The sequence below is a fragment of the Phyllobacterium sp. CCNWLW183 genome (assembly GCF_037203775.1).
In the GTDB taxonomy this organism is placed as follows: Bacteria; Pseudomonadota; Alphaproteobacteria; order Rhizobiales; family Rhizobiaceae; genus Phyllobacterium; species Phyllobacterium ifriqiyense.
In genome coordinates, this window is sequence record NZ_JBBCBN010000006.1 from 21,056 (window position 1) to 43,714 (window position 22,659).

Below are 22,659 nucleotides of genomic sequence, written 5' to 3' on the forward strand. Positions count from 1 at the left end.
ATGTTGCCAAAACAACATCATTACTACGTCTTCCACAACTCTTAGCGCAGGGCCGCCTTATGTCGAAAAAGCCAAAAAACAACCGGATGATGTCAGCCGCCAGGATCGGCGTTCTTGCCAGCGCTGTCATGGTTCTGGAAGCAGGAACCGCGATGACGGCGCTTGCCGCTGATGCAGGCGATAATACGCTCCGGATCATTTCTCTCAACACCTGGGGGGCAAGGAATCTCAACCCAACGGCCTGGGATCTCTTTGCCAACGGCAAATACGATGTGATCACGATCCAGGAATACAACGGCGCCTACGGCAGTGACCTTGTGGCCAAGCTTCCATCCTATTTGTTGCATAGCAATAGCGACACCGGGCTGGCGTCGACATTGCCAATGACGACCGGACTGGGTGGCGTGCAGAAAACACCCTTTATCAAAATAGACGCCGATGGCGGGCGTCCGGTGACTATCGTTGCCACCGAGCACCTGAATTATTGGGATGATCCATTCGATCACCGCGTCAGGGAGGCGAAGGAACTCAATGACTGGGCCAGAAGCGAGGTCGACCCCATCCTCATGACGGGTGATTTCAACGCGGGCGATATTTCAGAACGCGGCCTCCTGGAGGTGCCTCAGCAGGAACTGATGCTGGACCAGGCAAGATCAACCGGTAATGCAGATTACAAGGCGTGGGCGTTGCAATATGTCGCGCGCAACCATCCCATCGGCTCGGCGGAGTATCAAGCAGCCGAAGCTTACATCAACAAGACTTCCCAGACGCGTCCCACCGGTCTTTTTACTGACGAGATGTATCCTGTGGCCGGGAATACGCCCAACACGATGAATATTCTCAAGAAGGACTATCAAATTCTTCAAAACCCGGAGGACCGGGAAAAGTTCGCTCCGCATCAGTTGGCAGATGGAAGCACGACGTGGCCCAGCATCGGCGAGGACGACGAAGCGTTCAAATGGCCCTCCTGGGGGCGTACCCAGATCGATCATTTCGTAGCGTCTCGTCCTTATGCCAAATGGTGGAAGCTGGAGGACAAGCCCAATGACCAATATGTCGGCGGCGTTCTTGGCGAATCGGTAAGCGTCGCTCCCAACGGAATTCCCCTCTCCGACCATGAGGCGGTAGCCCATGAACTGCGCTGGAACGGTCCCCGTGTGCAAGAAATCCCTGATGCGGATGGCAAGGTGCAACTGATTTTCGACAGCGGCGCCAGCGGCTTCGATGGCGCGGGCGAGTTCAGGCTTTCGCGCAATAACAACCGCACCGACGTTTATCTCGGACAATTGGCGGATGCCAACGGCACACCAATTTATCGGCTGCCGGAAACAGTCCCGCAAGAAGCCATCACACAGGATCAGCTGGCATATCTGGTTTCCAATGCAATCTACGACCGGGACGGAACCGCCCCCGGGTTTCTCGAACAGTTGAAGCCCTTTATTCCCGAAGACAAGATGGAACTCTTCAACCAACGCCGCAGTGAACTGCTCGATTCAACAGGCGACGGCTATTATCGCACCGTCATCAAGAGCTATTTCGAGGCGCATCGCGATCAGTATCCCGGCAAAGCCGCTTACACCGACCTAAGCTGGGAGGATTGGGGATATATCCTCATGGACCACGTGAAGGCGGATGTGACGTTCCAGACCGTAACGAGCGACTTCACCAAGGTCCAGAAAAACTGGGAGGAACTGCGAACCGCCCTCAACCTCGATGACCCGGCAGCGCGGGCTGAGCTTAAGCGGCTGACGGGTATTGATTTTGAAAATGATCCTTACGCACCGCTGAAACTTCAACTCGCCTGCGGTGATGTCAAGCATCTTTCCCTGCAAGGCGCACGAGATATGTGCGTGGATGATCACAGCCGCTTCAAGGATATTGTGATCGCCGACGGCAAGACAGTCGCAATCGACGAAAATGAGGCGCTGGGTTCAGCCGATGGCACCATCACGCTCGCCAATGGTGGCATCCGCACGGCGGGGCCGGAAGACAAATGGGCCAGTTGGACCGCCCCTGTGACCAGGATCGACAAGGCCGTCCGCCTGGAAGGAATGGGCTGGATTGATGTCTCGGATCCAGCCGTGCCCGTCGCTATGGTTCAGGCGATTTCTGGCCCAGGAATTCTGGAGAAGCGCGGCGTGGGCGTGCTCGACCTTATGGCCGCCAATACCTATACCGGCGGCACCGTGGTTGCGGCTGGTACCTTGCGCGCCGGTATGGCCAAGGCTTTCGTCGACAGTACACCCTATGCGGTCAACGCGGGTGTGCTCGATCTCAACAATTTCGATCTCGTGGCTTCCTCGCTGTCCGGCAAAGGCGGCACGGTAAAGCTCGGCAGCGCCACCCTTGACCTCAATCAGACACTCAATACCCGCTTTGATGGCACGGTCGAGGGAACAGGCGGACTGACGAAGAGCGGCGAAGGTTGGATTATTTTGAATGGCGCGAACAGCTATACCGGCGCAACGGCGGTCAATGGCGGCGGGCTTGTCGTCGGCGACAAGGATCATTCCGGTGCGCGTCTTGCAGGCCAGGTAAACGTGGCGGCGGGCGGGACGCTCGGCGGTGCGGGCACCATAGGCGGCGTGACAGTTGCGAGTGGTGGGACGCTCGCTCCCGGCAACAGTATCGGCACGCTTTCGATTTCAGGCGATCTGGTGCTCAAGAACGGTTCGACCTATCTTGTCAATATCGCGCCGGGCGGATCCAGCGACAAGGTTTCGGCAGGCGGAAAGGTTACACTTGAAGGCGGCGATATCTACATTGCCAAGCTCGCCGGGACCTATATGCCAGGACAGCGCTATGCGATCCTTTCAGCCGGTGACGGCATTACCGGCAGGTTCGCCGATCTGAGCCAGAACATGCCGTTCGTTGATATGGACCTCGCTTACGCCCCACGCAGTGTCTATCTCGATATCGCCCGCAACGATATTGCCTTCTCCACTGTTGGCATCACACGCAACGAGAAAGCCACCGCTGCAGCTGTCGAGGCCCTCGGCGCGGGTAACAAAGTCTTCGACACCGTTGTATTGCAGGACAGCGCGCCGAATGCGCGCGTGGCTTTCAGTCAGCTTTCAGGAGAGATACACGCCTCCGCCAAAACCGCACTCATCAATGACAGTCATCTGATCCGCAACGCGATAAACGACCGGGTCAGAGCAGCCTTCAACGATGTGGCGGCGGTGGAAGTGCCGGTGATGAGCTTTGGGCCGGATACCAAGCCGCTTGGAGTGCCGAGCGATGGGCCTGCCATGGCAGCGTGGGGCAATGCCTTCGGCACTTGGAGCGAGACGAAGGGCGACGGCAACGCTTCCGCTCTCGATCAAGTAACCGGCGGATTCGTCACCGGCTTCGATACCGCGGTCGCAACAAACTGGCGCCTGGGTGCACTGGCCGGGTACAGCCGCTCGACCTTCGATGCGAAGGGTTCCGGTGAGAGCGACAATTATCATGTCGGTGTCTATGGCGGTGGGCGTTTCGATGCTCTCTCATTCCGCTCCGGCCTTGCCTATAGCTGGCATTCGGTAGAAACGTCCCGCACGGTGGCCTTTCCCGGCCTCCAGGATAGTCTTAAGGCCGACTATGACGCCGGAACGTTCCAGACCTTTGGCGAACTGGGCTACCGCATCGACACAAAGCGCGTTTCATTCGAGCCTTTCGCCAATCTCGCCCATGTGCGGATAAAGACAGATGGCTTCAGCGAGAGTGGCGGCTCGGCGGCGTTGACGGCAAAAAGCGAGACGACCAGCACGACCTTCACCACGCTGGGTTTGCGGGGCTCTGCACCCTTCACGCTAGGTAACGTAAAGGCAGAAGCGCGCGCCACGGTGGGGTGGCGCCATGCCTATGGCGATACCACACCCGTCTCGACGCTCGCCTTCGACGGCGGAAACACCTTCACAATTGCAGGCGTTCCGATTGCAAAGGACACGGGTCTTATTGAAGCCGGTTTCGACATGAAGCTTGGCAATCAGACCACGCTTGGGGTTTCCTACACCGGCCAGTTCGGCTCGGATGTGAAGCAGAACGGTGTGGATGCACGGTTCAGCGTTAAATTCTAACCAAGTTTGAGTGGTCAAAGTCCCGAACGCTTAAAAGGCACTAAACTGATCCTGTTAAGTCGGACGGTTTGAAAATGATTAAAAGCTGGGACCACACAAGGCCCAGCTTTTAAGTCATCCACTGGCGTCGGTTTTCCCTAACCGTTTTCCAAGTGAAAGCGCTTCTTTGAAGCAAGAATTCCGATTATCCGCTGACCGAACATTTGCGAAACTGTTTTGCAGGCGCAGCAGCGACCTTTGCCGTTTCCGCATAAGTCCAAATACATCCACCTGACGAGATTGCAATAACATCAGGCTAGCGGCGAGCATATTGGAAAGCAGTTCGGCAAGATTCCGAGTGGGCGTTCGCAATGAATTTAAAATATGGTAAACATGATAATAATGTTCCACTTTAAATAACACCTGCCGCCGCTGCTGTGTAACAACATCTAGCTCCTGCATCTGTTTCTGGATCAGCAGTACATGCAAAAGCTTGCCAAACTAATTATCTGCAAAGAATGCGACGCGATCTTCACGGAAATCCCCGTCGAAGAGTTCCCTGATTCACCTGTCCATTGCCGCGAGTGCGGTGCATTTATCTGTCTTTGGAAAGAAGTAGTGGGCGTCCCCACAAACGACAGCCACGACGAGTAATCGTCCGTCGCAATCAGCGTCCGGTCGCCGCCACGTCTTGCAGGCTTGAGAAGGCATGAACAAGCCATTCGCCGCATTGCCGCTGTTGGCGAGCGCCCCATAGGCCGCCGACAAGAACCTGAGATCTCGCTCACGCTCGATTGAATCCCTGACTTCACGCTGCCCCAAACGTACCAATGTGGTCTGGACAGCCGTTACCATTTCGAGAGGTACGACACCTTTGAAAGTAGATCTGTTTTGCCTGCGGCCCAATCGAGGCAAATTTGCCGGACATCACAGCTCCTTATTTTCAGCCACTATTATTTTATTTTCCGCCTCTTCGAGCCTGAGAAGCAATCCGGAGAACCAATCATCGGTTTCGATAGCTGGGTTGCTGCGCTTTACCGCCGCTCGCAAATCAGCCAATTGGGCGGTGTCTGTCAGCCAATCAGCAAGTAGCCGCTTTTTCTGGTCGTCGTTCATTGCTCAGCTTACGCGTTTGGCAACGAACCGACGCAGTGGAGGATGGTTCCAAAAAATATTACCTTGTCGAAATAGTTGGCATCTCGAATACCAAGCTGTCCTTTCGCCCAAGTGTCGTAGCTTTCATGATCGTGCCATATCTTGAAACACAACAGACTGTGAACGAGTTAAGTTAGCATGCCAGCTGGAACAGCTAATTGGCAGAGAGGGAAAAACGATGCGCATCCGCGAACTGGAAACCATCTTATACGATGACAGAACCGCGACGCTTCGTGTCACTGGCCTCAATCCGTTCAAGAAAAACAAAACCGTGCGCATTGCAGTTGATGACCCGGAAAAATTTCTGAACGCAATCAAGTTGGCGTTCAGCGCCGAAGAGGGAAAGATAATAAAATTTGATGAGGAAGGCCGTATCGTCGCCAACAAGTGAGATGGCCTGATCTTCACGTCATGGATCCACAGATGCGTCCAAAGCGTCGCTAGCTCATACACACGACTGACATGCACATCCGCTATGCTTCATGTTTGGGAGGAGCATGTGATGGCGGAGCATTCTGCAACTTCAAAAACAAGAAGAGCACATTATTTGCGATTTCTCTTGGTGTTCCTTGTCGTCATTTCCGCAGTTGCAGTGTTCACGGCTGTATCAATACTGGCACGTTAACCCAGCGATGGCATCTTGCTTGTTTGGGGAGGGCTCGCGATAGTCGGCGACGTGACGAGTGCCAAGCCCGCCCTGGCCCTTGCTGAGCGCGCTGTAAGATGAAACAGTAAAGCAAACACCAGCAGCGGCCGAGATAACGGCAATGCACGTTGAATGAGTCGCAACTCATCCGGTAAAGATTAACCGAACTGAAATCAGGTCTTCGACGTCCTTGCCTTGGTTCTCTACCCGCTTGGAAAGCCGGCATATTGAGCAATCCATATTATATTTGTAGGCGGTCAAATGCTTTGCCTCCACGTGCGGCGATAGCCGTCCACCCTGATTGACTCGTTTCATGATGTTTTCCTGAGTTGTTTTTTAAGACTATTTCATTATTGCAGGATCATATGTTCTCATCCGAACTGTTCAGTAGAGAACGAGCATGGACCCGGAAGACAAACCCTATCTCACTCGTGTTTGGCCTTATCTGCTGGCTGTCGGAGTGTTGGGCGCAGCGTCCATCAGTCTGGGTCGCTCTTGCTCGGTCGAACTCGAACCGGGATACCGTGTGAGCACCGCACACCCTTCTCTGAAGTCGGGTAATTGGGCATAGGTCGCGCGTCGTCGTCTACTGTTCGTCATGGTGGTCAACCTTGAAATGTATTATTCTTGGTGAATGCTGATCGCAAGTCGGCTAGGGGCTCGGCGCCACCCACTCCGAAGTGTCCCATAGGCATCAGGTCTCGCTTGCGACATATTGGAACTAAATTAATTCCTGCTAGTTGTGAAGTATGGCGCTCAGCCACCCCTCTTTCGAGCGCCATCTATCAGGAACCTAATTTGCCCAGTCTTAGTGCTGGGCTTTCTTTTGGAACCATCAAGGGCGGGAAGGGTTTGCACTTTGTCGATGTGGGGGCATTATCGACATGGGCCCGGCGTTCTTTTCGCAACAAAAGCGTGTCGGGTCCGCTTCGCCTAAATCTGCAATGAACCCGGAATTGTCATCCAGATCCTATGCTAAGTTTCCCACCACCTGCCGTGTTGAGTATAATTGTGATGGGTTTTAGCTGGCTGCTCGGTATGTGGTACGGGCCAAGTTCCGATGTCATGTCCAGCCATTGGTGCTCGCAGCGACCTAATCAAGAGCGATGTCGTCTTGCCACGCAGCCCCCTACATTTTCGCGGCAACCACCGTCATGACACCATGCTTCCCAATGCTGGCGGAGTTGTCGAACGAAATATCTTTCAGCGTTGAAATGATATCGATAGCGTTGGTTCAATGGCACCCCCTCTGTTGGCCCCCGACGGCCGGTTCCGGTCTGAATAATGGCAAACGAGCCATTAACACCTTCCAAGTGCTTCTGGGGGAGCAGCCGGGAGCGGGAAAGAACAGGCACCATAATCCCGTCGAACCTGGTTCCTGGTCTCCACCGTTAAGCAGGAGTTCCCAGAGCCTGAAGAGCGGGGAACCGTCCTGCGTAAAGCGGGTTGTATGTTCTTGCCGGGGGGTATGGGAGCCGCATCGGGACTTGATGCAAGTCGCGCTGTGATGTCGGAAGCCATACGCCGGTATAGGGTCGATGGCATTCTGGCAGATAGCCTCTGGCATGGCCAATGCCATCGGGAAACGGGTCGGGAGCCAGGCCCATCTTCGGATTAAAGGGATGAACAGGAGGATTGGAGTTCACAACAATGGAGCAAAGTCCCCTCGCCACCCTACTCGTGCCGCCGGCCTCGCCCATCCCGCTTTACCTCAGACGTTTTGAGGTCAAGTTGACGTTTACCCCCGACTATACCGGGAAGGAGGACCGACGGGTCATAGATGACGCGTTTAAAGAGTTGGATAAGCTCTTGAAGATCGGCTTCTTCGCTTGGGAAAAGATGACCGCGAGCAAAAGTAACGTGAAGTGGAACAACCGCACGCCCATCGCATTTCAGTCATGTCGTCGGGGTCGTGGAGGGTCACCGACGGCAGACCGTAACGTGCAGCTTCAGGAGAACCCATGCTTTTCCAAATACTCCGAAAACATGGATATACCAGCACTCAATTGCAAATATTGACTGAAGCCCATCACTTGGCATCCCAAAGCTTGGACCGCCATCCCCAAAAACATGAACACAGTGAACGACTGGCACGTACGATTACAGACTTTTTTGATCGGGGTATCCAGGATGTCGACCTTCTGAGCACTTTGGCCGCTAACCGCGAGAAATCGCTGGAAAGTAGAAAGAGTAAAGACAGGCGCACGACAAATCGGCGGGCCCGCGTTGAGAAGAGGAAGGCGCACGCCGCCAAGACACTGGATTAACGACAGGCAGAATGATTGCATTCATCTCTGCTTTTTCTCGGCCCTATCCAACCGGTTCAGTAGTTCAGCAAACTTATCGTCTGTTGTTATGGGAGCCCAAGCCGATCGCATTGCGTCCATGAACTCAGCTTCATGGATCTGATTGCGCAGGTTTATCAAGCTGTCGCGCTTTTTCTTTGGATGGTTCTCATTCACAACGTTGCCTTTTTGGGTTTGGCATACAACCCACCGCAACGCTGTTAGTTCCTTATTATCGGCTGGATGGACTCTTTCCAGCAAAGGAGTAGAGTCAAACCAGCATCGAGACAACATTTCGGCGTTCGATGCTTGAGAGATCATCTGTGCTCTTCGTCATGTTGCGAGGAGAGCCCAATGCCCGGCCAGGATATTCACGTTAACAAATACTCCGCTGAGGATTGGGCTGTGATGGAAGCAGCGTACAAGCTGGCGTATCAACATATCGGCCACATTCCTCAGGTAAAGCCCAATCGGTTGGCACGCTCGAATATGACGTTCTTCGATGGAGGAATGCATTCTGCCGGCATCCTCAGTTCGCTGGCAATGAACCGGGAAATGAGCTTGGTAGATGCCGCCCGTGCAAGAGGATCGACCGCTGACAACGACGATATAATTGCGGGCGATGAAGCTCTGTATTTCGACTGGAAAACATTGGAATGGAAAGACTCGACCACAAACTAGACTGCAAGGATTGCGGCACAATCTATCTGGAAATTCCGGAAGACGTGGCAAGTCATACCCCCATATATTGCAGCACTTGCGGCGGACTACTGGGACGCTGGGATGAGCTGGAAATGGACTTCAATCAACAGGGCGGACAGGACGGCGTGTTTTCTTTACACGACGGTCAGATAGATCGGATTGGCTAGCAACCGATTCCGGCAGGATCCGTTTCACGTCTCATGCGAGACATACCCTTCAAGGAAGTAACAGTGATGACCCGCCGGTCGGGCGTGGTTAAAGGCATAACGTCTGTAATGGGCGCGGCAGAATTCATCCTGCGAGAATGGCCGGGAAATCCAAGTGAACGACTGGATCTTGCTTCGATCGCCCTCGTAAAGGCGTACGATGGAGAGATATCTCCCGACATTGCCCGCACCACGTTCATCGAGGCAGCTAAGGAAGCAGATATTTACATTGAAGCCGCTAAGTCCGCCAGCAACAGGCAAGCGTGAGAAGTGTCGTGAGGGCAATATGCCGCGCGCTTAAGGAGCAAGCCATGAAAGCAGCATGGATACTCTTAATTGTACTGATGGCTGTCGTCGTCTTGGCCCTGCCCGAGCGGTAGCTGGCTTGGACGACGGCGCCCTAACGCTTGATTTCAATTGATGAAAGCTTACGCTTTGCGGTAACACAATTTAGGGTTATATTGACCCAGGCGCCATCTGCGCGAGCTCGCGCTTCTCCCGAGACAGCAATTCCATTTTGTCTCTTTTTTGCTTTGGATATATCAGCCTTGGTAAAGCCCAAACGATCATAGACACGACTGGACGCCACATAATCTTAAGCCGTGGCGATACATTCTGCTATAGGCGGAGCAGCCTGTTGATCCTCTACCAATGTCTTGTAATTCGCGTTGAATGCTTTTCAGTTCCGTAGGATTTTCCGGTGTTCATCATGCTCAGGATAAGTGATCTGCCACTACAGTTCCACAGACTTTCACATGGTTTGCCAAGCCTTCCGACAGCGGGACGCTCTACCTTGACAACGATGTACTTTTTCGTTACATGTAACGAAATTGCAAGGAGGTGCCACCATGCCAACACCTGTCAACGCACGGGTCCACAAACGTAGGGAAGCCCTCCGTGCTGCGGGGCTGCGTCCGCTACAAATATGGGTTCCCGATACGCGCCGACCAGGGTTTGCTGAGGAATGCCGCCGTCAGTCTCTGCTTGTAGCGCAGGCCGACGCGGCCGATCGGGAATTGCTGGACTTCATGGACGCAGTGCTGACCGATCTGGATGAGGGCGAAGAATGAGACGCGGCGATCTCGTAACCGTCGCCATCTCCGGAGACTTTGGCAAACCCCGTCCCGCCCTCATCATCCAATCCGACCAATTTTCCGGCACTGGCACCTTGACGGTGCTGCTGTTGTCCGGCACGCCGGTAGACGCGCCGCTGATCCGCCTGACTATTCAGCCAACACCAGGAAACGGCCTCCGCAAGGCGTCACAGATCATGGTGGACAAAGCCATGTCGGTGAAGCGGGACAAGCTCGGGGAGCCGTTCGGCCACCTTGATGACGAAACCATGGTTTCCGTCAATCGATCACTAGCATTATTCCTGGGCTTCACCTGAACTGTCGGAGAAATCAGGTGGATTGGGTGAGAACTCGCAGACCGGCCCGGCCGCCCACATCTTTGCAGATATAGCACATAACCACGTTGTCCTTGCCGTTGGCGTGTTCGCAGCATAATAACCACCTTGCCTATTTCCTATCGGCGATATCGGTGATCAACCCCTCCTGCGCCAGATCCGAGACGGTTTTACAGGTGAGCCATAGGCGTGTGCCTGCTTTGACCTGCCACCTGTTTGACTTTAATTTGCGGAATAGGTGTGCCTGGGAATTCCCGGGCCGCGAAACCTATATATGAATACAAAGCTGCTTACACTTCTGTCCGGGCGAACGAACCGACAATGGCTTCGAAATGAACCTAGTGGCACGGCTTTCCTCATCCATTGCGGCCGGGTCGCGGCATTCACTGTAACGGCTGGTGCTCCGCGATGACAGGCCGGCACGAACCGCAGGCGGAACGCATCATTGGGGGGCGCTTAGCCCCTCAATGCATTCACACCATCGGGGCTTGAGGTCGATGCTGCATGGCCAAAGCTGCCAGAAATGGCAACCCGCCTTGAGTGCCGATGCCTTTGTCGAGGCTTACCTCGCTGAGTTGAGACACTGGATGCCGTCTACGCCCGCCATGTGCTACGCGCTTGAAAGCGTGCGGATTGAGTGTGAACCGCCACAGCCTTGCAACGACGTATGCGTGCAATGATCGCAGAATCGCACCTGACCGGCATGAGTTTTCTTGCCGCAGCAAGTCCCGCCTGTTTGAATCGGCCTGCCAAACATTTGCAGGCCCAGCAGCTCCCGCCCATCCTCGTGCGGCGCGAGTCCATCAAGGTGCAAACCTTGGACAATGACCAAATGGCCTTGGATGGAATTTTGATAATCTTAGTCAACATATGGAAATGATTGATGAATTTTGGACCAAAGATATATTAGAATTCTTCTAATATATTGTTATTGCTTCGTTTTTCGCGGCGGTCTATGACTCCGACGGCTTTGCTTGTCATCTGGATGAGACAGGCATGAGGCGCTGAGGTTATTTAATGCTCGTTCCATTTCTGATAATGCTACGCGAAGGTATCGAGGCGGCTTTGATCGTCGGGATTGTTGCAAGTTATCTAAAACAGACCGGACGTGGCGCCTGGATGCCTGCGGTATGGGTTGGTATATTTCTCGCGGTTGCACTCTCGCTTTTTGTCGGCGCGGGTCTTCAGCTGGTAAGCGCCGAGTTCCCCCAAAAGGCACAAGAGTTCTTTGAGGCGATTGTCGGCGTTATTGCAGCTGTCGTATTGCTGTCCATGGTATTTTGGATGCGCAAGGCCGCACGGTCGATCAAGTCCGAGCTTCACGCGTCCATCGACAATGCGCTCGCGCATTCATCAGGCCAGACCACCGCCTTGATTGCCATGGTATTCTTTGCTGTGGCCCGTGAAGGACTGGAATCGGTATTTTTCCTGCTCGCAATATTCCAGCAGAGCACAAGTAATGATGCTTCGCTTGGCGCATTGTTAGGCATTCTCGTCTCGATTGTCATCGGTTACGGAATATATGCTGGCGGTATCCGCCTCAATCTTCGCCGGTTCTTCTACTGGACCGGAATTTTCATCATTATCGTCGCTGCGGGCATCCTATCAGGGTCACTGCGTCATTTCCATGAGGCCGGGGTCTGGAACAGTTTTCAGACGGTTCTTTTCGATTTCAGCGGTGTTTTGCCGGTTGCCAGCCCGCTTGGCACTTTGCTGTCAGGCATATTCGGTTATCAGGATGCTCCGACACTTGGCGAAGCGATTGTCTATATAGGTTTTCTGTTAATCAGCCTTTTCTTCTTCCTGCGCCCTGCAAGTGCTCCCGCGCCTTCAGCATCGCCAAAATTTTCCCGTTGATTGAAAGAACCAGCGAATGACGCGCAATACCGGCCCTTCCGCTCCCTCCCCGAAACTGATGAAACTGGCCGTTGCCGGTGCTGCAATTCTGGCGGTCGCGGGAGCTGGCGCTTTCTATTTTGCGTCAAAGAACATGAAGTCAGGGGCGTCTGACAATGCAGTCGTCGTCACGATTAAAGATGGTGTTTGTGACCCTAACGCCATCACCGTTCCTGCTGGCCGTTCCACGTTCAAGATAATCAATAATTCCGACCGTGCGCTTGAGTGGGAAATCCTTGATGGCGTTATGGTTCTGGAAGAGCGCGAGAACATCCTTCCAGGCTTTACGCAAACCATGCAGGCAAAGCTGAAAGCAGGGGATTATGAAATCACCTGCGGGCTTCTCAGCAGTCCGCGCGGGACATTGCACGTCACGCCATCAGCAGAATCCGAGGCAGAAGCAGCGCGCCCTCCCCTCGTCTCTTTTGTTGGTGCACTTGCCGAGTTTCAGGTGTTTTTGATGTCCCAGACAAACAATCTGGTAAAGGCCACAACCGCATTGGACGCTGCAATTCAATCGGGTGATCTCGATCAAGCGCGCGTGCTTTATCAAAAAGCGCGGATTCCTTACAAGCAGATTGAGCCAATGGCCGATCTGTTTGCCGATTTGCATAACGCCATTGACCCTATTGCCGATTATCTGGAAAAGCGCGAACGGGATCCGGCATTTACCGGCTTTCACCGGATCGAATATGCGCTCTACGCTTCCAACAGCCTTGATGGGCTCGCACCGGTTTCTGCCAAATTACTGGCCGATGTCACGGCCCTCAAGGACCGTGTGCGTGGCTTGCGCATACCTCCGGAGCAAATTGCCAAGGGTGCTGCCCGTCTTATGGGCTCAATCGCAGATACGAAAATAGCCAATGGCGAGGACCATTATTCCCAAACCGATCTGGTCGATTTTGAAGGCAATCTGGCGGGAACTTCGCGCATGATGGCGCTTTTGAAGCCGGTGGCAATTCAGGCAGCGTCGGCAGTCGTGACTGATATTGAAACCCGGCTCGCCGACGCCAACACGACATTGGCCGCCCTGCGCGGCGCTGATGGCTACCCGTCCTATGACAAAGTTACAAAAGAAAGTCGGGACTTGCTGGCGCAGAAGATCAGGGCTCTGGCCGATGCTATCGGCAAACTGAATATTGCGGTTGGTTTGGAGTAATTTGAAATGCGCAAGGATATTGATAAATTTACGACGACGCGCCGCAGCGTGCTATTTGGCGCGGGTACCGCCGTGGTTGCAGGATTAACAGCTGCCAGCGCCGCACAAAAGCAGGGTGAACAGGTTACCGACGCTCCTGTCAGCGACAAGACGCAGGAACGTCAATCGTTTTACGGCGTCCATCAAGCCGGTATTGTCACCCCGCGGCCCGCAGCAGGGATGATTGCATCTTTTCACGTTCTCGCCAAAACGCCTGAAGAAGTTGAACGGCTGTTCAGAACATTATCACAGCGCATCGACTTTCTGATGAAAGGCGGCAGGCCGCCAGAGTTTGACGACAAACTGCCGCCGTCGGATTCAGGTATTCTGGGCCCGGTTATCCCGCCGGATAATTTGACGATCACCGTGTCCCTGGGCTCTTCGTTCTTTGATCAGCGTGATTGGCTCATAAACCATAAGCCGAAGCAGCTCTCGCGCATGAAAGCGTCGCGCAACGATGCTCTCGACGCTGATTTATGTCACGGCGATCTGAGCTTGCAGATATGCGCAAATACACCGGACACAAACATTCACGTCCTGCGGGATATTTTGAAGAATTTACCGGATCTGATGGTCCTGCGGTGGAAGCAGGAGGGCTCGGTTCCGGTTCTTCCGCCCAAAGCCGATGGCACTCACGAAACGGCGCGAAATTTTCTGGGATTCCGCGATGGAACCGCAAATCCCGATGGCAATGATGCTGCGCTCATGGACCAACTCGTGTGGGTGCGCCAAAGCGACGAGCCTTCATGGGCCCAGGCGGGTACTTATCAGGTGGTGCGGATCATACGCAATTTCGTTGAGCGCTGGGACAGGACGCCGCTGGCCGAGCAGGAAGCAATTATCGGACGAAAAAAAGCCAGTGGAGCGCCCTTCGGTGGCACCGCGGAATTTGACGTTCCGGACTACTCAAATGATCCGGAAGGCAAAGTCACCGCGCTGGATGCCCATATCAGATTGGCCAACAAACGCACAAAAACATCTGACGAGAATCGCATTTTGCGCCGCCCGTTCAACTATTCAAACGGCGTGAGCAAATCAGGCCAGCTTGAACAGGGCCTGCTTTTCATCTGCTACCAGGCCGACCTTGAGAAGGGCTTCATCACCGTTCAGCGACAGCTCGATGGTGAGCCACTCGAAGAATATATCAAACCGATTGGTGGCGGTTTCTTTTTTACACTGCCCGGCCCAGCGAACGAGGACGACTTCGTAGGCCGGACACTTCTTGAAGCATCGGGCCATCAGATGACCCGCATCAAATCCTAAGGAACTCACGATGAAGTTGAAGATAACTCTCTCTGCAAGCCTCTTTGCGATCACAGCTGCATTCCTGCCGCGCGTAGCGTCAGCCGAAGTTGCTCCACTCGATCTGGTTGGCCCAATTGCCGACTACAAGATCTATGTATCAGAAAATCTGGAAAAGCTGGTCGCGGATACCAAGGCATTTACCGATGCTGTAAAGGCTGGAGATGTTGACAAGGCCAAGTCGCTCTTTGCTCCGACGCGTATGAGCTATGAAGCAATCGAACCAATCGCAGAACTTTTCAGCGATCTTGACGGATCAATCGATTCTCGCGCAGACGACCATGAGAAAGCGGAAAAGGATCCCGAATTCACGGGCTTCCACCGTATCGAATACGGTCTGTTTTCCGAAAACAGCACAAAGGATCTGGCTCCTTTTGCCGATAAGCTGATGGCAGATGTGACAGAGCTCAACAAGCGCATTACTGAGCTGACGCTGCCACCCGAAAAGGTCGTGGGCGGCGCTGCAGCCCTTATGGAAGAAGTTGCAGCCACCAAGATTTCCGGCGAAGAAGATCGTTACAGCCACACTGACCTTTGGGATTTCAAGGCGAATTTCGATGGTTCGCGCAAGATTTTCGATCTCGTGCGGCCTTTGATCGAGAAGGGCGATGGTGAATTTATCACCAAGGTTTCGGGCAATTTCGACAAGGTTGATGTCACGCTTGCAAAGTACAAGAAAGGCGATGGTTATGAGCTTTATGACAAGCTGACTGACGATGATCGTGCCGTGCTGGCGGCGGCAGTCAACACGCTTGCAGAAGACCTTTCCACATTGCGTGGCAAGCTTGGTCTAAACTAAGTCACTGCATCTTCAATTTGAAGCCCGGCCGGATCAAGCGATCTGGCCGGGCTTTTTTTGTTTTAACGGGTGGGGGGCGCAATCGTCGCACCTTGACGAGTGGCGTTGAAGAAAGAGTTTTCATGTAGTATCGTTATTTCAGTAATTACTGAAATAACTGATGAGACGGAAACATGATGAACCTGCCGCCCCTTGTCCAATCTTTTGTGCTTCATTTTGGTGAAATGGGTAGCCGGTGGGGTATCAACCGGACTGTCGGTCAGATCTACGCTCTGCTTTATGTGTCGCCCGAGCCGCTCAATGCCGAACAAATCGTCGAATCCCTTGGTATTTCCCGCTCCAATGTTTCGATGAGCCTGCGTGAATTGCAGGCCTGGAATTTGGTATTGCTCAAGCATCTTCCGGATGACCGGCGCGATTTTTTCACGACGCCGGACGATGTCTGGCAGATTTTGCGAACGCTTGCCGAAGAGCGAAAGAAACGGGAAGTGGACCCGACCCTGTCGGTTTTGCGGGAAATCCTCATGCAGAAACCCGCAAGCGATGCCGAGCGCCACGCACAAATGCGCATGGGAGAAATGCATAGCCTGATCGAGCGGCTGACAACCTGGTACGAAGACGTCAAGCAGCTTGAAACCGATCGTCTGGCAACACTGCTGACGCTTGGCGCAAAGGTCACAAAGCTTCTGGAAGCCAAGGACAAGATCGTTTCTCTTGGCCGGTCAAAACGCAACAACGACAAGGGCTGAGGGTATGAGCTCTTTGCACCCATCCACCATAGCGCTTGCCAGAGAAGGGTTGGCAGACACCGATGCTTCAGTGCGCGCCAACCCCGTTGACGGCGAGGCTCGGACCTGTGCAAAGAAGAATTCTGGGAATGAACGCGGTGCTGCCATTATGCAGGTACTGGCATCGCTGCTTTGGCTACCGCAGGCCGCCCTGCTGGCTAAAGGTGCAACGATCATCATCGCCGACAGCATGGCGGAAATTCACTGGATCGTTACAGCTATAATCATCGTAGGCGTATTGCGAGCACTGCTGGATGCTTTCGGCGCAAGACTGGCCTTCCGCAAGGCTCGTGAAACATTGTCGGAAAAAAGAGCGCAAGCAATCCTGGCATTGTCCCGACGCTCCCCTCTCGACATCGAGAAGCCAGCATCGGGCTTGGCAGCCAGCGTCATCGCCGAACAGGCGGACGCCATTTTGCCCTATCTTGCCCGTTTCCGCCCAGCCAGGATGAAGGCCACAATCATACCCTTGGCTATCCTGATCTGCATCTTTCCACTGTCCTGGGTTGCAGGGCTGGTTTTGTTGATGGCGGCGCCACTCATCCCGATTTTCATGGCTCTGATCGGATGGCGTGCAAAGGCGGCAAGCGAGCGGCATCTGGACGAAATGGGCGATCTGAACGCATTCTTGTTGGACCGATTGCGTGGTCTTGCGACGATACGCTCGCTCGGTGCAGTTGATTTCACAGCTCAAAGACTGCGTGCCAACGCGGATGAGCTTAGGACGCGAACGATGGCAGTTCTGCGCATCGCATTCCTGTCCTCGGCAGTTCTTGAGCTTTTTGCAGCATTGGGTGTTGCCATGGTCGCCGTCTATGTTGGTTTTCATTTTCTTGGACAGCTTGAATTCGGCGCCTGGGGTCACCGCCTTGGTCTTGGCGAAGGCCTGTTTATACTCTTGCTGGCGCCAGCCTTTTTCGAGCCGTTGCGAGAGTTGTCTGCAGTCTGGCACGACCGGGCAGCCGGCGAGGCCGCAATCGATGCGCTGAACAGCCTCTCAGTGACGGGTTTGCCCATTGCGGATAATTCCAGACAGTTGCAGGTGGCGAGATGGTCGGGAGCGCCTGTGGCGCTAACGGTAGAAAACCTGTCATTTAGCCATGCAGGATCGCATTCTCCGCTATTTGACGGCGTCAATCTTGAAGTGCAGGCTGGCGAGCACATCGCTCTCCTGGGGCCAAGTGGCGCGGGCAAATCTACCTTGCTGGCATTGATTGCAGGATTGGCACCCGTCACGGCAGGAACAATCAGGATCGGCAATACGGTGCTCGATGCAAATACCAGTGGGATCTTGCGCGCGCGCATAGGCTGGATGGGGCAAAAGCCGCATATTTTCGCAGGTACAATCTCCGACAATCTATGCTTGCACCGCCACGACCTGACAAAGGATGACGTTGACGATGCGCTACGTGTTTCTTCCTTGCATAAAGTCGTCAATGCGCAACGCCACAATTATCTTGGCGAGGGAGGGTCCGGCCTGTCCGGGGGCGAAATCCGGCGGCTTGCGCTGGCCCGGATGGCCATTGACCGGGACGCTGGTCTAATCCTTGCGGACGAGCCGACAGCACATCTCGACAAAGTAACAGCAGATGAAATCGCAGATCGTTTGACAGCGGCAGCTGCCGGAAAAACCTTGATCGTCGCGACACATGACCAGGTGCTGGCCGCCCGCATGGGCAGGACAATCATGATTGGAAACAAGACCTGCCAAGAGGAACATCCATGACCCTCTGGCGTGTGCTTAAACCTGTTATCAGCCTCTTTCTTGCAGAACGGCGCGCAATGCTCCTGGCTGGCGGTCTGCTTGCGGCGGGTACTGTCTTTGCAGGCATTGCCTTGCTGGGCGTGTCCGGCTGGTTCATTACAGCTACGGCAATTGCAGGTACCTCGGTAGCGACGGCCCTCGTTTTTGACGTGTTTGCTCCTGCGGCAGCCATAAGGTTCCTGTCACTTGCCAGAACTGCTGCCCGCTACGGCGAGCGCTTGACAACGCACGAGGCAACGTTGGGTGTGCTTGCAGCGTTGCGTGAACGGCTCTTCAGGAACACCGCGCAACCTGGTGCAGCAAACAGATTGGCACTTCAACCTTCCCGACTATTGTTTCGGCTGACAGCCGATATTGATGCGCTGGATTCCCTGTATCTGCGGATATTGGTTCCGGCAGCGGTAGCGCTCTGCACCGCTTTGGCTGTCGCGGGCGTATTTGGCGTGATGCATCCATTGCTTGGTCTGGCGGTGGCGGCTTGGCTCCTTGCAACAGGATTGGGAATTCCTGTTCTTGCAGCGCGCTGGAGTATCGTGCCAGCACGTCGACGCGCTTACAGGCTTGAAGCGCTGCGTTCGCGCACGATTGATGTGGTAGCGGGTCAAACCGAACTGGTTATGGCAGGGCAATTATCGGCTTTTAAAACTTCGGCTCTTACAGCAGATGCGCAGCTTGCCATGTCTGATGACGCTCTGAATCTTGTCGAAACCAAGGTGGCCGCAGGTTTCGGTATTGTCTCAGCTGTCTTGCTCGGTGCTGTCTTATATGGCGTTGCTTGTCTGGCGAGCCAGGGAACTATCAGTGGCCCTGTGGCGGTGATGGGCATTCTGGTCGCTCTTGCGGCATTGGAGCCCTTTGCCGCTTTAAGACGTGGTGCAATCGAGCTCGGCAGAACGATTCTCGCCGCGCGAAGGCTTGGACCGGATTTGGTTGCCCCAGTAACCCCTCTTCCCTTGCAAGTTCCTTCGGGAAATTTGGCGGTTGAACTGCGTGATGCCTGTGTAACTTACCCCGGGTCTGCCCTGCCCTCTTTGCAGAATGTATCACTGACGCTTGAGCGCGGTGACCGTGTGGCCATCATTGGTGCAAGCGGCTCGGGTAAAACGACATTGCTGGCATTGCTGGCCGGTGAAATCGAAGCCGCGACCGGGATTGCAAGGTGCATTGCCTCGACATCGATGATCCAAAGGACTGAGCTTTTTCAAGATAGTCTGCGCGACAATCTGCTCTTGGCCGCTCCCGGCGTAACCGATCAGCATCTGCTGGACATATTATCGATTGCCGGTTTGGCCGAGTTCATTGCGACGCTGCCCGAGGGGCTGGACACGAAGCTGGGCGAAGGCGGAATTGGCCTTTCTGGCGGACAAGGCCGGCGCTTTGCATTGGCCCGGCTTTTGTTAAGCAACGCACCTGTCTGGCTGCTCGACGAGCCTTCGGAAGGGATCGACGGCGATACCGCACGCGATGTTCTGCAGCGGCTGGCCGGTCAAATGAAGCAAAAGACCGTTATCATCGCAACACATATCAGGCGGGAGGCCATGCTGGCCGATCAACTGCTGGTTCTTGAACATGGGCGCGTTAAAGCGGCGTGTCGCAAGGGCGAACCCGAATACCAGTCAATCCTCAACGGTTTGAGGCCTGACTAGACGCTTATTTCTATTGGCTCGTATGAGGCGAGCCGATCAACAGGGGGTCGGATAAACCCGACGCAAAGCAATGGAACTCGACATAGTAGCGCTCTCGCGCCTGCAATTCGCGATCACAGCTCTTTATCACTTTCTGTTCGTACCGCTAACGCTGGGGCTTTCTGTGCTGCTGGCAATCATGGAGACGGTTTATGTGATGACCGGCCGTGTGATCTGGCGGCAGATGACCAAATTCTGGGGGACCTTGTTTGGGATAAACTTCGCTATCGGTGTGGCAACAGGCATCGTCATGGAGTTCCAGTTCGGCATGAACTGGAGCTACTATAGCCATTATGTCGGCGACATTTTCGGAGCGCCACTGGCGATTGAAGGTCTGATGGCTTTCTTTCTGGAGGCGACCTTCGTTGGTCTCTTCTTCTTCGGTTGGGACAAACTGTCCAAGGTGGGCCATCTGGCCGCTACCTGGGCCGTTGCCGCAGGATCCAATTTCTCCGCACTATGGATATTGATCGCCAATGGCTGGATGCAAAATCCGGTAGGCTCGGCGTTCAACCCGCAGACAATGCGCATGGAAGTCACTGATTTCTTTGAAGTCTTGTTCAACCCCGTTGCTCAGGCCAAGTTTGTGCATACGGTTTCCGCAGGCTACGTCACAGCCTCTATCTTCGTGCTGGGCGTATCCGCGTGGTATATCCTGAAGGGGCGGCATGTCGAGCTTGCCAAGCGGTCAATGACAATCGCCGCATCATTTGGACTGGCCTCTGCTCTTTCGGTTGTGGTTCTCGGGGACGAAAGCGGATATCTTTCAACAGAGCACCAAAAGATGAAGCTGGCTTCAATCGAGGCCATGTGGAAAACAGAGCCTGCTCCTGCTGCATTCACTGCATTCGGTTTTCCGGACCAGGAAGCGCGTGAGACGCATTATGCAGTCCACATTCCATGGGCTATGGGTCTGATTGGAACGCGATCGCTGACGACGGTCATTCCCGGTATAGAAGACCTTGTAGAACATGCGCAAACCAGAATACGAAAGGGCATAACCGCCTATGACGCACTGCAGAAGATTCGCGAAGTAGGCAGTATCGCGACAGTTGGCGCGGATGTCCGCGAAGCTTTCGAAACAAACGGTGCCGATCTTGGTTATGCGCTGCTGCTAAAGCGCTATGTCGATGATCCAAGACAGGCTTCTGAAGAGCAGATTGCGAAAGCGGCCTGGGATACTGTTCCGCATGTACCCACGCTGTTCTGGTCATTCCGTATCATGGTCGGGCTTGGCATGTTCTTCATTCTGCTGACCTTCACCTTTTTCATACTTTCTGTTCGCAGAAAGATCGATGCCTATCCTTCCCTCTTGCGTATTGCGGTCTTTTCGATTCCGCTGCCCTGGGTCGCAGCGGAGCTTGGATGGATCGTTGCAGAGTTTGGACGGCAGCCATGGATTATCGAGGGTGTATTGCCCACCGCTGCTGCGGTTTCCAACCTCGGCGCCAAGTCTTTGCTTATCACGATTGCAGGCTTTGTCGTCATCTACACGGCGCTTTTCATCATCGAGATGGGTTTGATGTTGAAAGCTATCAAGGGTGGTCCTGAGCCGGATCATGAGCCGGAAGCTGCCCTCATTTCCACACATATTGTTCCAGCGGAGTAGACGATCATGATCCTGCATCAACTTCTTGACTATGAAACGCTGCGTCTCATCTGGTGGGTACTGCTCGGAACTCTTCTCATCGGGTTTGCCATCACTGATGGTTTCGACCTGGGGATTGGAACGCTCCTCCCCTTCATTGCGAAAAACGATATGGAGCGGCGGGTTGTCATCAATACGATTGGCCCTATCTGGGAAGGCAATCAGGTATGGCTGATCGTGGGCGGCGGCGTCATATTCGCCGCATGGCCCCCGCTCTACGCCGTCTCTTTTTCCGGCTTCTACCTCGCCATGTTCGTTATACTTGCGGCACTCATCATCAGGCCGGTGGCGTTCAAATATCGCTCCAAGAGGGAGAGCCCGCTCTGGCGCTCCGCATGGGACTGGGCTCTTTTCGTGGGTGGTTTTGTGCCGGCGCTGATCTTTGGCGTTGCGGTAGGAAACGTCATTCAGGGCGTCCCTTTCCGGTTCAACAGTGAATTGCGGATATTCTATGAGGGATCATTCTTCGGCCTGCTCAACCCCTTTGCACTTTTATGCGGTATCCTTTCCGTAGCGATGCTCGTCATGCATGGCAGTGCGTGGCTGATGATCAAAACATCCGGACCTGTCGCAGACAGGGCGCGGCGCGTCGGAATGGTCGCGGCACCCTTGACGGTGGCAATTTTTGCTCTTGCAGGATTATTTCTCTGGTTGGGCATTGACGGGTACAGGATAACAAGCCTTCTCGACAAGGCTGCTCCTTCCAACCCCCTGATGAAGACGGTCGTGATCGAGCAAGGCGCATGGTTCGCCAATTACGGAGCCCAGCCATTGCTTTTGGCGGTCCCTGTTCTGGCGGCTTTCGGCGCAATGGCGGCATTTCTTGGCCTGAGGGCGAGGCGTGAAGGCACCACGATCCTGTTGAGCGGCCTGTCTGTGGCATCGATCATAGCAACGGTCGGCGTTTCAATGTTTCCGATCATCCTGCCATCATCGCTCGATCCCGTATCGAGCCTCACAGTCTGGGATGCTTCATCAAGCCACCTGACATTGTTCATCATGCTGGTTGTATCGGCAATCTTCATTCCTTTGATTGTTGCCTATACGAGCTGGGTCTACAAGGTTCTTTGGGGCAAGGTGGATGAAGCAACGATTGGCGACAAAAGCGGACATGCTTATTAATCAGGAGAACTGTC

General features: G+C 54.3%; 21 protein-coding genes. 17 read left to right on the forward strand and 4 right to left on the reverse strand.

Features of this window, described 5'->3' with window-relative positions; genetic code table 11:
- The first annotated feature begins 59 nt into the window (after positions 1-59).
- Positions 60-4,061, forward strand: coding sequence for an autotransporter domain-containing protein (locus tag V9K95_RS14295; protein WP_336441294.1), 4,002 nt, complete (start codon positions 60-62; stop codon positions 4,059-4,061).
- Positions 4,062-4,175: 114 nt separating this feature from the next.
- Here V9K95_RS14295 and V9K95_RS14300 read toward each other — a convergent pair whose 3' ends face one another.
- The 3 genes from V9K95_RS14300 to V9K95_RS14310 all read right to left on the reverse strand — a co-directional run bounded on the left by V9K95_RS14300 (position 4,176) and on the right by V9K95_RS14310 (position 5,156).
- Positions 4,176-4,529 (reverse strand): hypothetical protein, encoded by a 354-nt coding sequence (locus V9K95_RS14300; protein ID WP_336441293.1) that lies wholly within the window; start codon positions 4,527-4,529, stop codon positions 4,176-4,178.
- Between the two features lie 75 nt (positions 4,530-4,604).
- Positions 4,605-4,895 (reverse strand): hypothetical protein, encoded by a 291-nt coding sequence (locus V9K95_RS14305; RefSeq protein WP_336441292.1) that lies wholly within the window; start codon positions 4,893-4,895, stop codon positions 4,605-4,607.
- Positions 4,896-4,967: 72 nt separating this feature from the next.
- Positions 4,968-5,156 carry a hypothetical protein gene (locus V9K95_RS14310; protein ID WP_336441291.1) on the reverse strand — a complete coding sequence of 63 codons (189 nt, stop codon included), beginning with the start codon at positions 5,154-5,156 and terminating at the stop codon, positions 4,968-4,970.
- Between the two features lie 217 nt (positions 5,157-5,373).
- Here V9K95_RS14310 and V9K95_RS14315 point away from each other — a divergent pair, with 217 nt between their 5' ends.
- The gene (locus tag V9K95_RS14315; RefSeq protein WP_336441290.1) at positions 5,374-5,586 is read left to right on the forward strand and encodes a hypothetical protein; all 213 of its coding nucleotides are present in this window, start codon (positions 5,374-5,376) and stop codon (positions 5,584-5,586) included.
- A gap of 399 nt (positions 5,587-5,985) precedes the next feature.
- On the opposite strand, the gene V9K95_RS14320 is transcribed toward V9K95_RS14315, so the two are convergent.
- Entirely contained in the window at positions 5,986-6,156 is a 171-nt protein-coding gene (locus tag V9K95_RS14320; RefSeq protein ID WP_336441289.1) for a hypothetical protein, read from the reverse strand.
- A 2,324-nt stretch (positions 6,157-8,480) separates the two neighbouring features.
- Here V9K95_RS14320 and V9K95_RS14325 point away from each other — a divergent pair.
- The 15 genes from V9K95_RS14325 to cydB all read left to right on the forward strand — a co-directional run bounded on the left by V9K95_RS14325 (position 8,481) and on the right by cydB (position 22,645).
- Entirely contained in the window at positions 8,481-8,807 is a 327-nt protein-coding gene (locus V9K95_RS14325) for a hypothetical protein (protein ID WP_336441288.1), read from the forward strand.
- Positions 8,783-8,995 carry a hypothetical protein gene (locus tag V9K95_RS14330; RefSeq protein ID WP_336441287.1) on the forward strand — a complete coding sequence of 71 codons (213 nt, stop codon included), beginning with the start codon at positions 8,783-8,785 and terminating at the stop codon, positions 8,993-8,995. The genes V9K95_RS14325 and V9K95_RS14330 overlap by 25 nt, the downstream gene beginning before the upstream one ends.
- 33 nt (positions 8,996-9,028) lie before the next feature.
- A complete protein-coding gene (locus V9K95_RS14335; protein ID WP_336441286.1) occupies positions 9,029-9,301 on the forward strand; it encodes a DUF982 domain-containing protein in 273 nt (90 codons plus the stop codon).
- 581 nt (positions 9,302-9,882) lie between these two features.
- Positions 9,883-10,104, forward strand: coding sequence for an antitoxin MazE family protein (locus tag V9K95_RS14340; RefSeq protein ID WP_336441285.1), 222 nt, complete (start codon positions 9,883-9,885; stop codon positions 10,102-10,104).
- Positions 10,101-10,424: a type II toxin-antitoxin system PemK/MazF family toxin gene (locus V9K95_RS14345; RefSeq protein WP_336441284.1), complete on the forward strand. Its 324-nt coding sequence runs from the start codon at positions 10,101-10,103 to the stop codon at positions 10,422-10,424. Before V9K95_RS14340 ends, V9K95_RS14345 begins: the two co-directional genes overlap by 4 nt.
- A 685-nt stretch (positions 10,425-11,109) precedes the next feature.
- Complete coding sequence (locus tag V9K95_RS14350) at positions 11,110-11,322, forward strand: hypothetical protein (protein WP_336441283.1); 213 nt, start codon at positions 11,110-11,112, stop codon at positions 11,320-11,322.
- A 137-nt stretch (positions 11,323-11,459) separates the two neighbouring features.
- Positions 11,460-12,299 carry an iron uptake transporter permease EfeU gene (gene efeU / locus V9K95_RS14355; protein ID WP_336441282.1) on the forward strand — a complete coding sequence of 280 codons (840 nt, stop codon included), beginning with the start codon at positions 11,460-11,462 and terminating at the stop codon, positions 12,297-12,299.
- A 16-nt stretch (positions 12,300-12,315) separates the two neighbouring features.
- Positions 12,316-13,497 (forward strand): iron uptake system protein EfeO, encoded by a 1,182-nt coding sequence (efeO, locus tag V9K95_RS14360; RefSeq protein WP_336441281.1) that lies wholly within the window; start codon positions 12,316-12,318, stop codon positions 13,495-13,497.
- Positions 13,498-13,503: 6 nt separating this feature from the next.
- Positions 13,504-14,799 carry an iron uptake transporter deferrochelatase/peroxidase subunit gene (gene efeB, locus V9K95_RS14365; protein WP_336441280.1) on the forward strand — a complete coding sequence of 432 codons (1,296 nt, stop codon included), beginning with the start codon at positions 13,504-13,506 and terminating at the stop codon, positions 14,797-14,799.
- Between the two features lie 10 nt (positions 14,800-14,809).
- Complete coding sequence (efeO, locus tag V9K95_RS14370; protein WP_336441279.1) at positions 14,810-15,637, forward strand: iron uptake system protein EfeO; 828 nt, start codon at positions 14,810-14,812, stop codon at positions 15,635-15,637.
- A gap of 176 nt (positions 15,638-15,813) precedes the next feature.
- Entirely contained in the window at positions 15,814-16,386 is a 573-nt protein-coding gene (locus V9K95_RS14375) for a GbsR/MarR family transcriptional regulator (protein WP_336441325.1), read from the forward strand.
- A 4-nt stretch (positions 16,387-16,390) separates the two neighbouring features.
- Positions 16,391-18,151, forward strand: coding sequence for a thiol reductant ABC exporter subunit CydD (gene cydD / locus V9K95_RS14380; RefSeq protein WP_336441278.1), 1,761 nt, complete (start codon positions 16,391-16,393; stop codon positions 18,149-18,151).
- Positions 18,148-19,836: an amino acid ABC transporter ATP-binding/permease protein gene (locus V9K95_RS14385; RefSeq protein WP_336441277.1), complete on the forward strand. Its 1,689-nt coding sequence runs from the start codon at positions 18,148-18,150 to the stop codon at positions 19,834-19,836. The genes cydD and V9K95_RS14385 overlap by 4 nt, the downstream gene beginning before the upstream one ends.
- Before the next feature lie 70 nt (positions 19,837-19,906).
- The gene (locus V9K95_RS14390; protein ID WP_336441276.1) at positions 19,907-21,484 is read left to right on the forward strand and encodes a cytochrome ubiquinol oxidase subunit I; all 1,578 of its coding nucleotides are present in this window, start codon (positions 19,907-19,909) and stop codon (positions 21,482-21,484) included.
- 6 nt (positions 21,485-21,490) lie between these two features.
- On the forward strand, positions 21,491-22,645 hold the full coding sequence (gene cydB, locus V9K95_RS14395; RefSeq protein ID WP_336441275.1) for a cytochrome d ubiquinol oxidase subunit II: 1,155 nt from the start codon (positions 21,491-21,493) through the stop codon (positions 22,643-22,645).
- The last annotated feature ends 14 nt before the right edge of the window (positions 22,646-22,659 follow it).

Bases quoted from the DNA above. Each gene is read 5' to 3' on its own strand.
- V9K95_RS14295 (WP_336441294.1), top strand. From the start codon at position 60: ATGTCGAAAAAGCCAAAAAACAACCGGATGATGTCAGCCGCCAGGATC.
- V9K95_RS14305 (WP_336441292.1), bottom strand. From the start codon at position 4,895: ATGGTAACGGCTGTCCAGACCACATTGGTACGTTTGGGGCAGCGTGAA.
- V9K95_RS14310 (WP_336441291.1), bottom strand. From the start codon at position 5,156: ATGAACGACGACCAGAAAAAGCGGCTACTTGCTGATTGGCTGACAGAC.
- V9K95_RS14315 (WP_336441290.1), top strand. From the start codon at position 5,374: ATGCGCATCCGCGAACTGGAAACCATCTTATACGATGACAGAACCGCG.
- V9K95_RS14320 (WP_336441289.1), bottom strand. From the start codon at position 6,156: ATGAAACGAGTCAATCAGGGTGGACGGCTATCGCCGCACGTGGAGGCA.
- V9K95_RS14325 (WP_336441288.1), top strand. From the start codon at position 8,481: ATGCCCGGCCAGGATATTCACGTTAACAAATACTCCGCTGAGGATTGG.
- V9K95_RS14330 (WP_336441287.1), top strand. From the start codon at position 8,783: ATGGAAAGACTCGACCACAAACTAGACTGCAAGGATTGCGGCACAATC.
- V9K95_RS14335 (WP_336441286.1), top strand. From the start codon at position 9,029: ATGCGAGACATACCCTTCAAGGAAGTAACAGTGATGACCCGCCGGTCG.
- V9K95_RS14340 (WP_336441285.1), top strand. From the start codon at position 9,883: ATGCCAACACCTGTCAACGCACGGGTCCACAAACGTAGGGAAGCCCTC.
- V9K95_RS14345 (WP_336441284.1), top strand. From the start codon at position 10,101: ATGAGACGCGGCGATCTCGTAACCGTCGCCATCTCCGGAGACTTTGGC.
- V9K95_RS14350 (WP_336441283.1), top strand. From the start codon at position 11,110: ATGCGTGCAATGATCGCAGAATCGCACCTGACCGGCATGAGTTTTCTT.
- efeU (WP_336441282.1), top strand. From the start codon at position 11,460: ATGCTCGTTCCATTTCTGATAATGCTACGCGAAGGTATCGAGGCGGCT.
- efeO (WP_336441281.1), top strand. From the start codon at position 12,316: ATGACGCGCAATACCGGCCCTTCCGCTCCCTCCCCGAAACTGATGAAA.
- efeB (WP_336441280.1), top strand. From the start codon at position 13,504: ATGCGCAAGGATATTGATAAATTTACGACGACGCGCCGCAGCGTGCTA.
- efeO (WP_336441279.1), top strand. From the start codon at position 14,810: ATGAAGTTGAAGATAACTCTCTCTGCAAGCCTCTTTGCGATCACAGCT.
- V9K95_RS14375 (WP_336441325.1), top strand. From the start codon at position 15,814: ATGAACCTGCCGCCCCTTGTCCAATCTTTTGTGCTTCATTTTGGTGAA.
- cydD (WP_336441278.1), top strand. From the start codon at position 16,391: ATGAGCTCTTTGCACCCATCCACCATAGCGCTTGCCAGAGAAGGGTTG.
- V9K95_RS14385 (WP_336441277.1), top strand. From the start codon at position 18,148: ATGACCCTCTGGCGTGTGCTTAAACCTGTTATCAGCCTCTTTCTTGCA.
- V9K95_RS14390 (WP_336441276.1), top strand. From the start codon at position 19,907: ATGGAACTCGACATAGTAGCGCTCTCGCGCCTGCAATTCGCGATCACA.
- cydB (WP_336441275.1), top strand. From the start codon at position 21,491: ATGATCCTGCATCAACTTCTTGACTATGAAACGCTGCGTCTCATCTGG.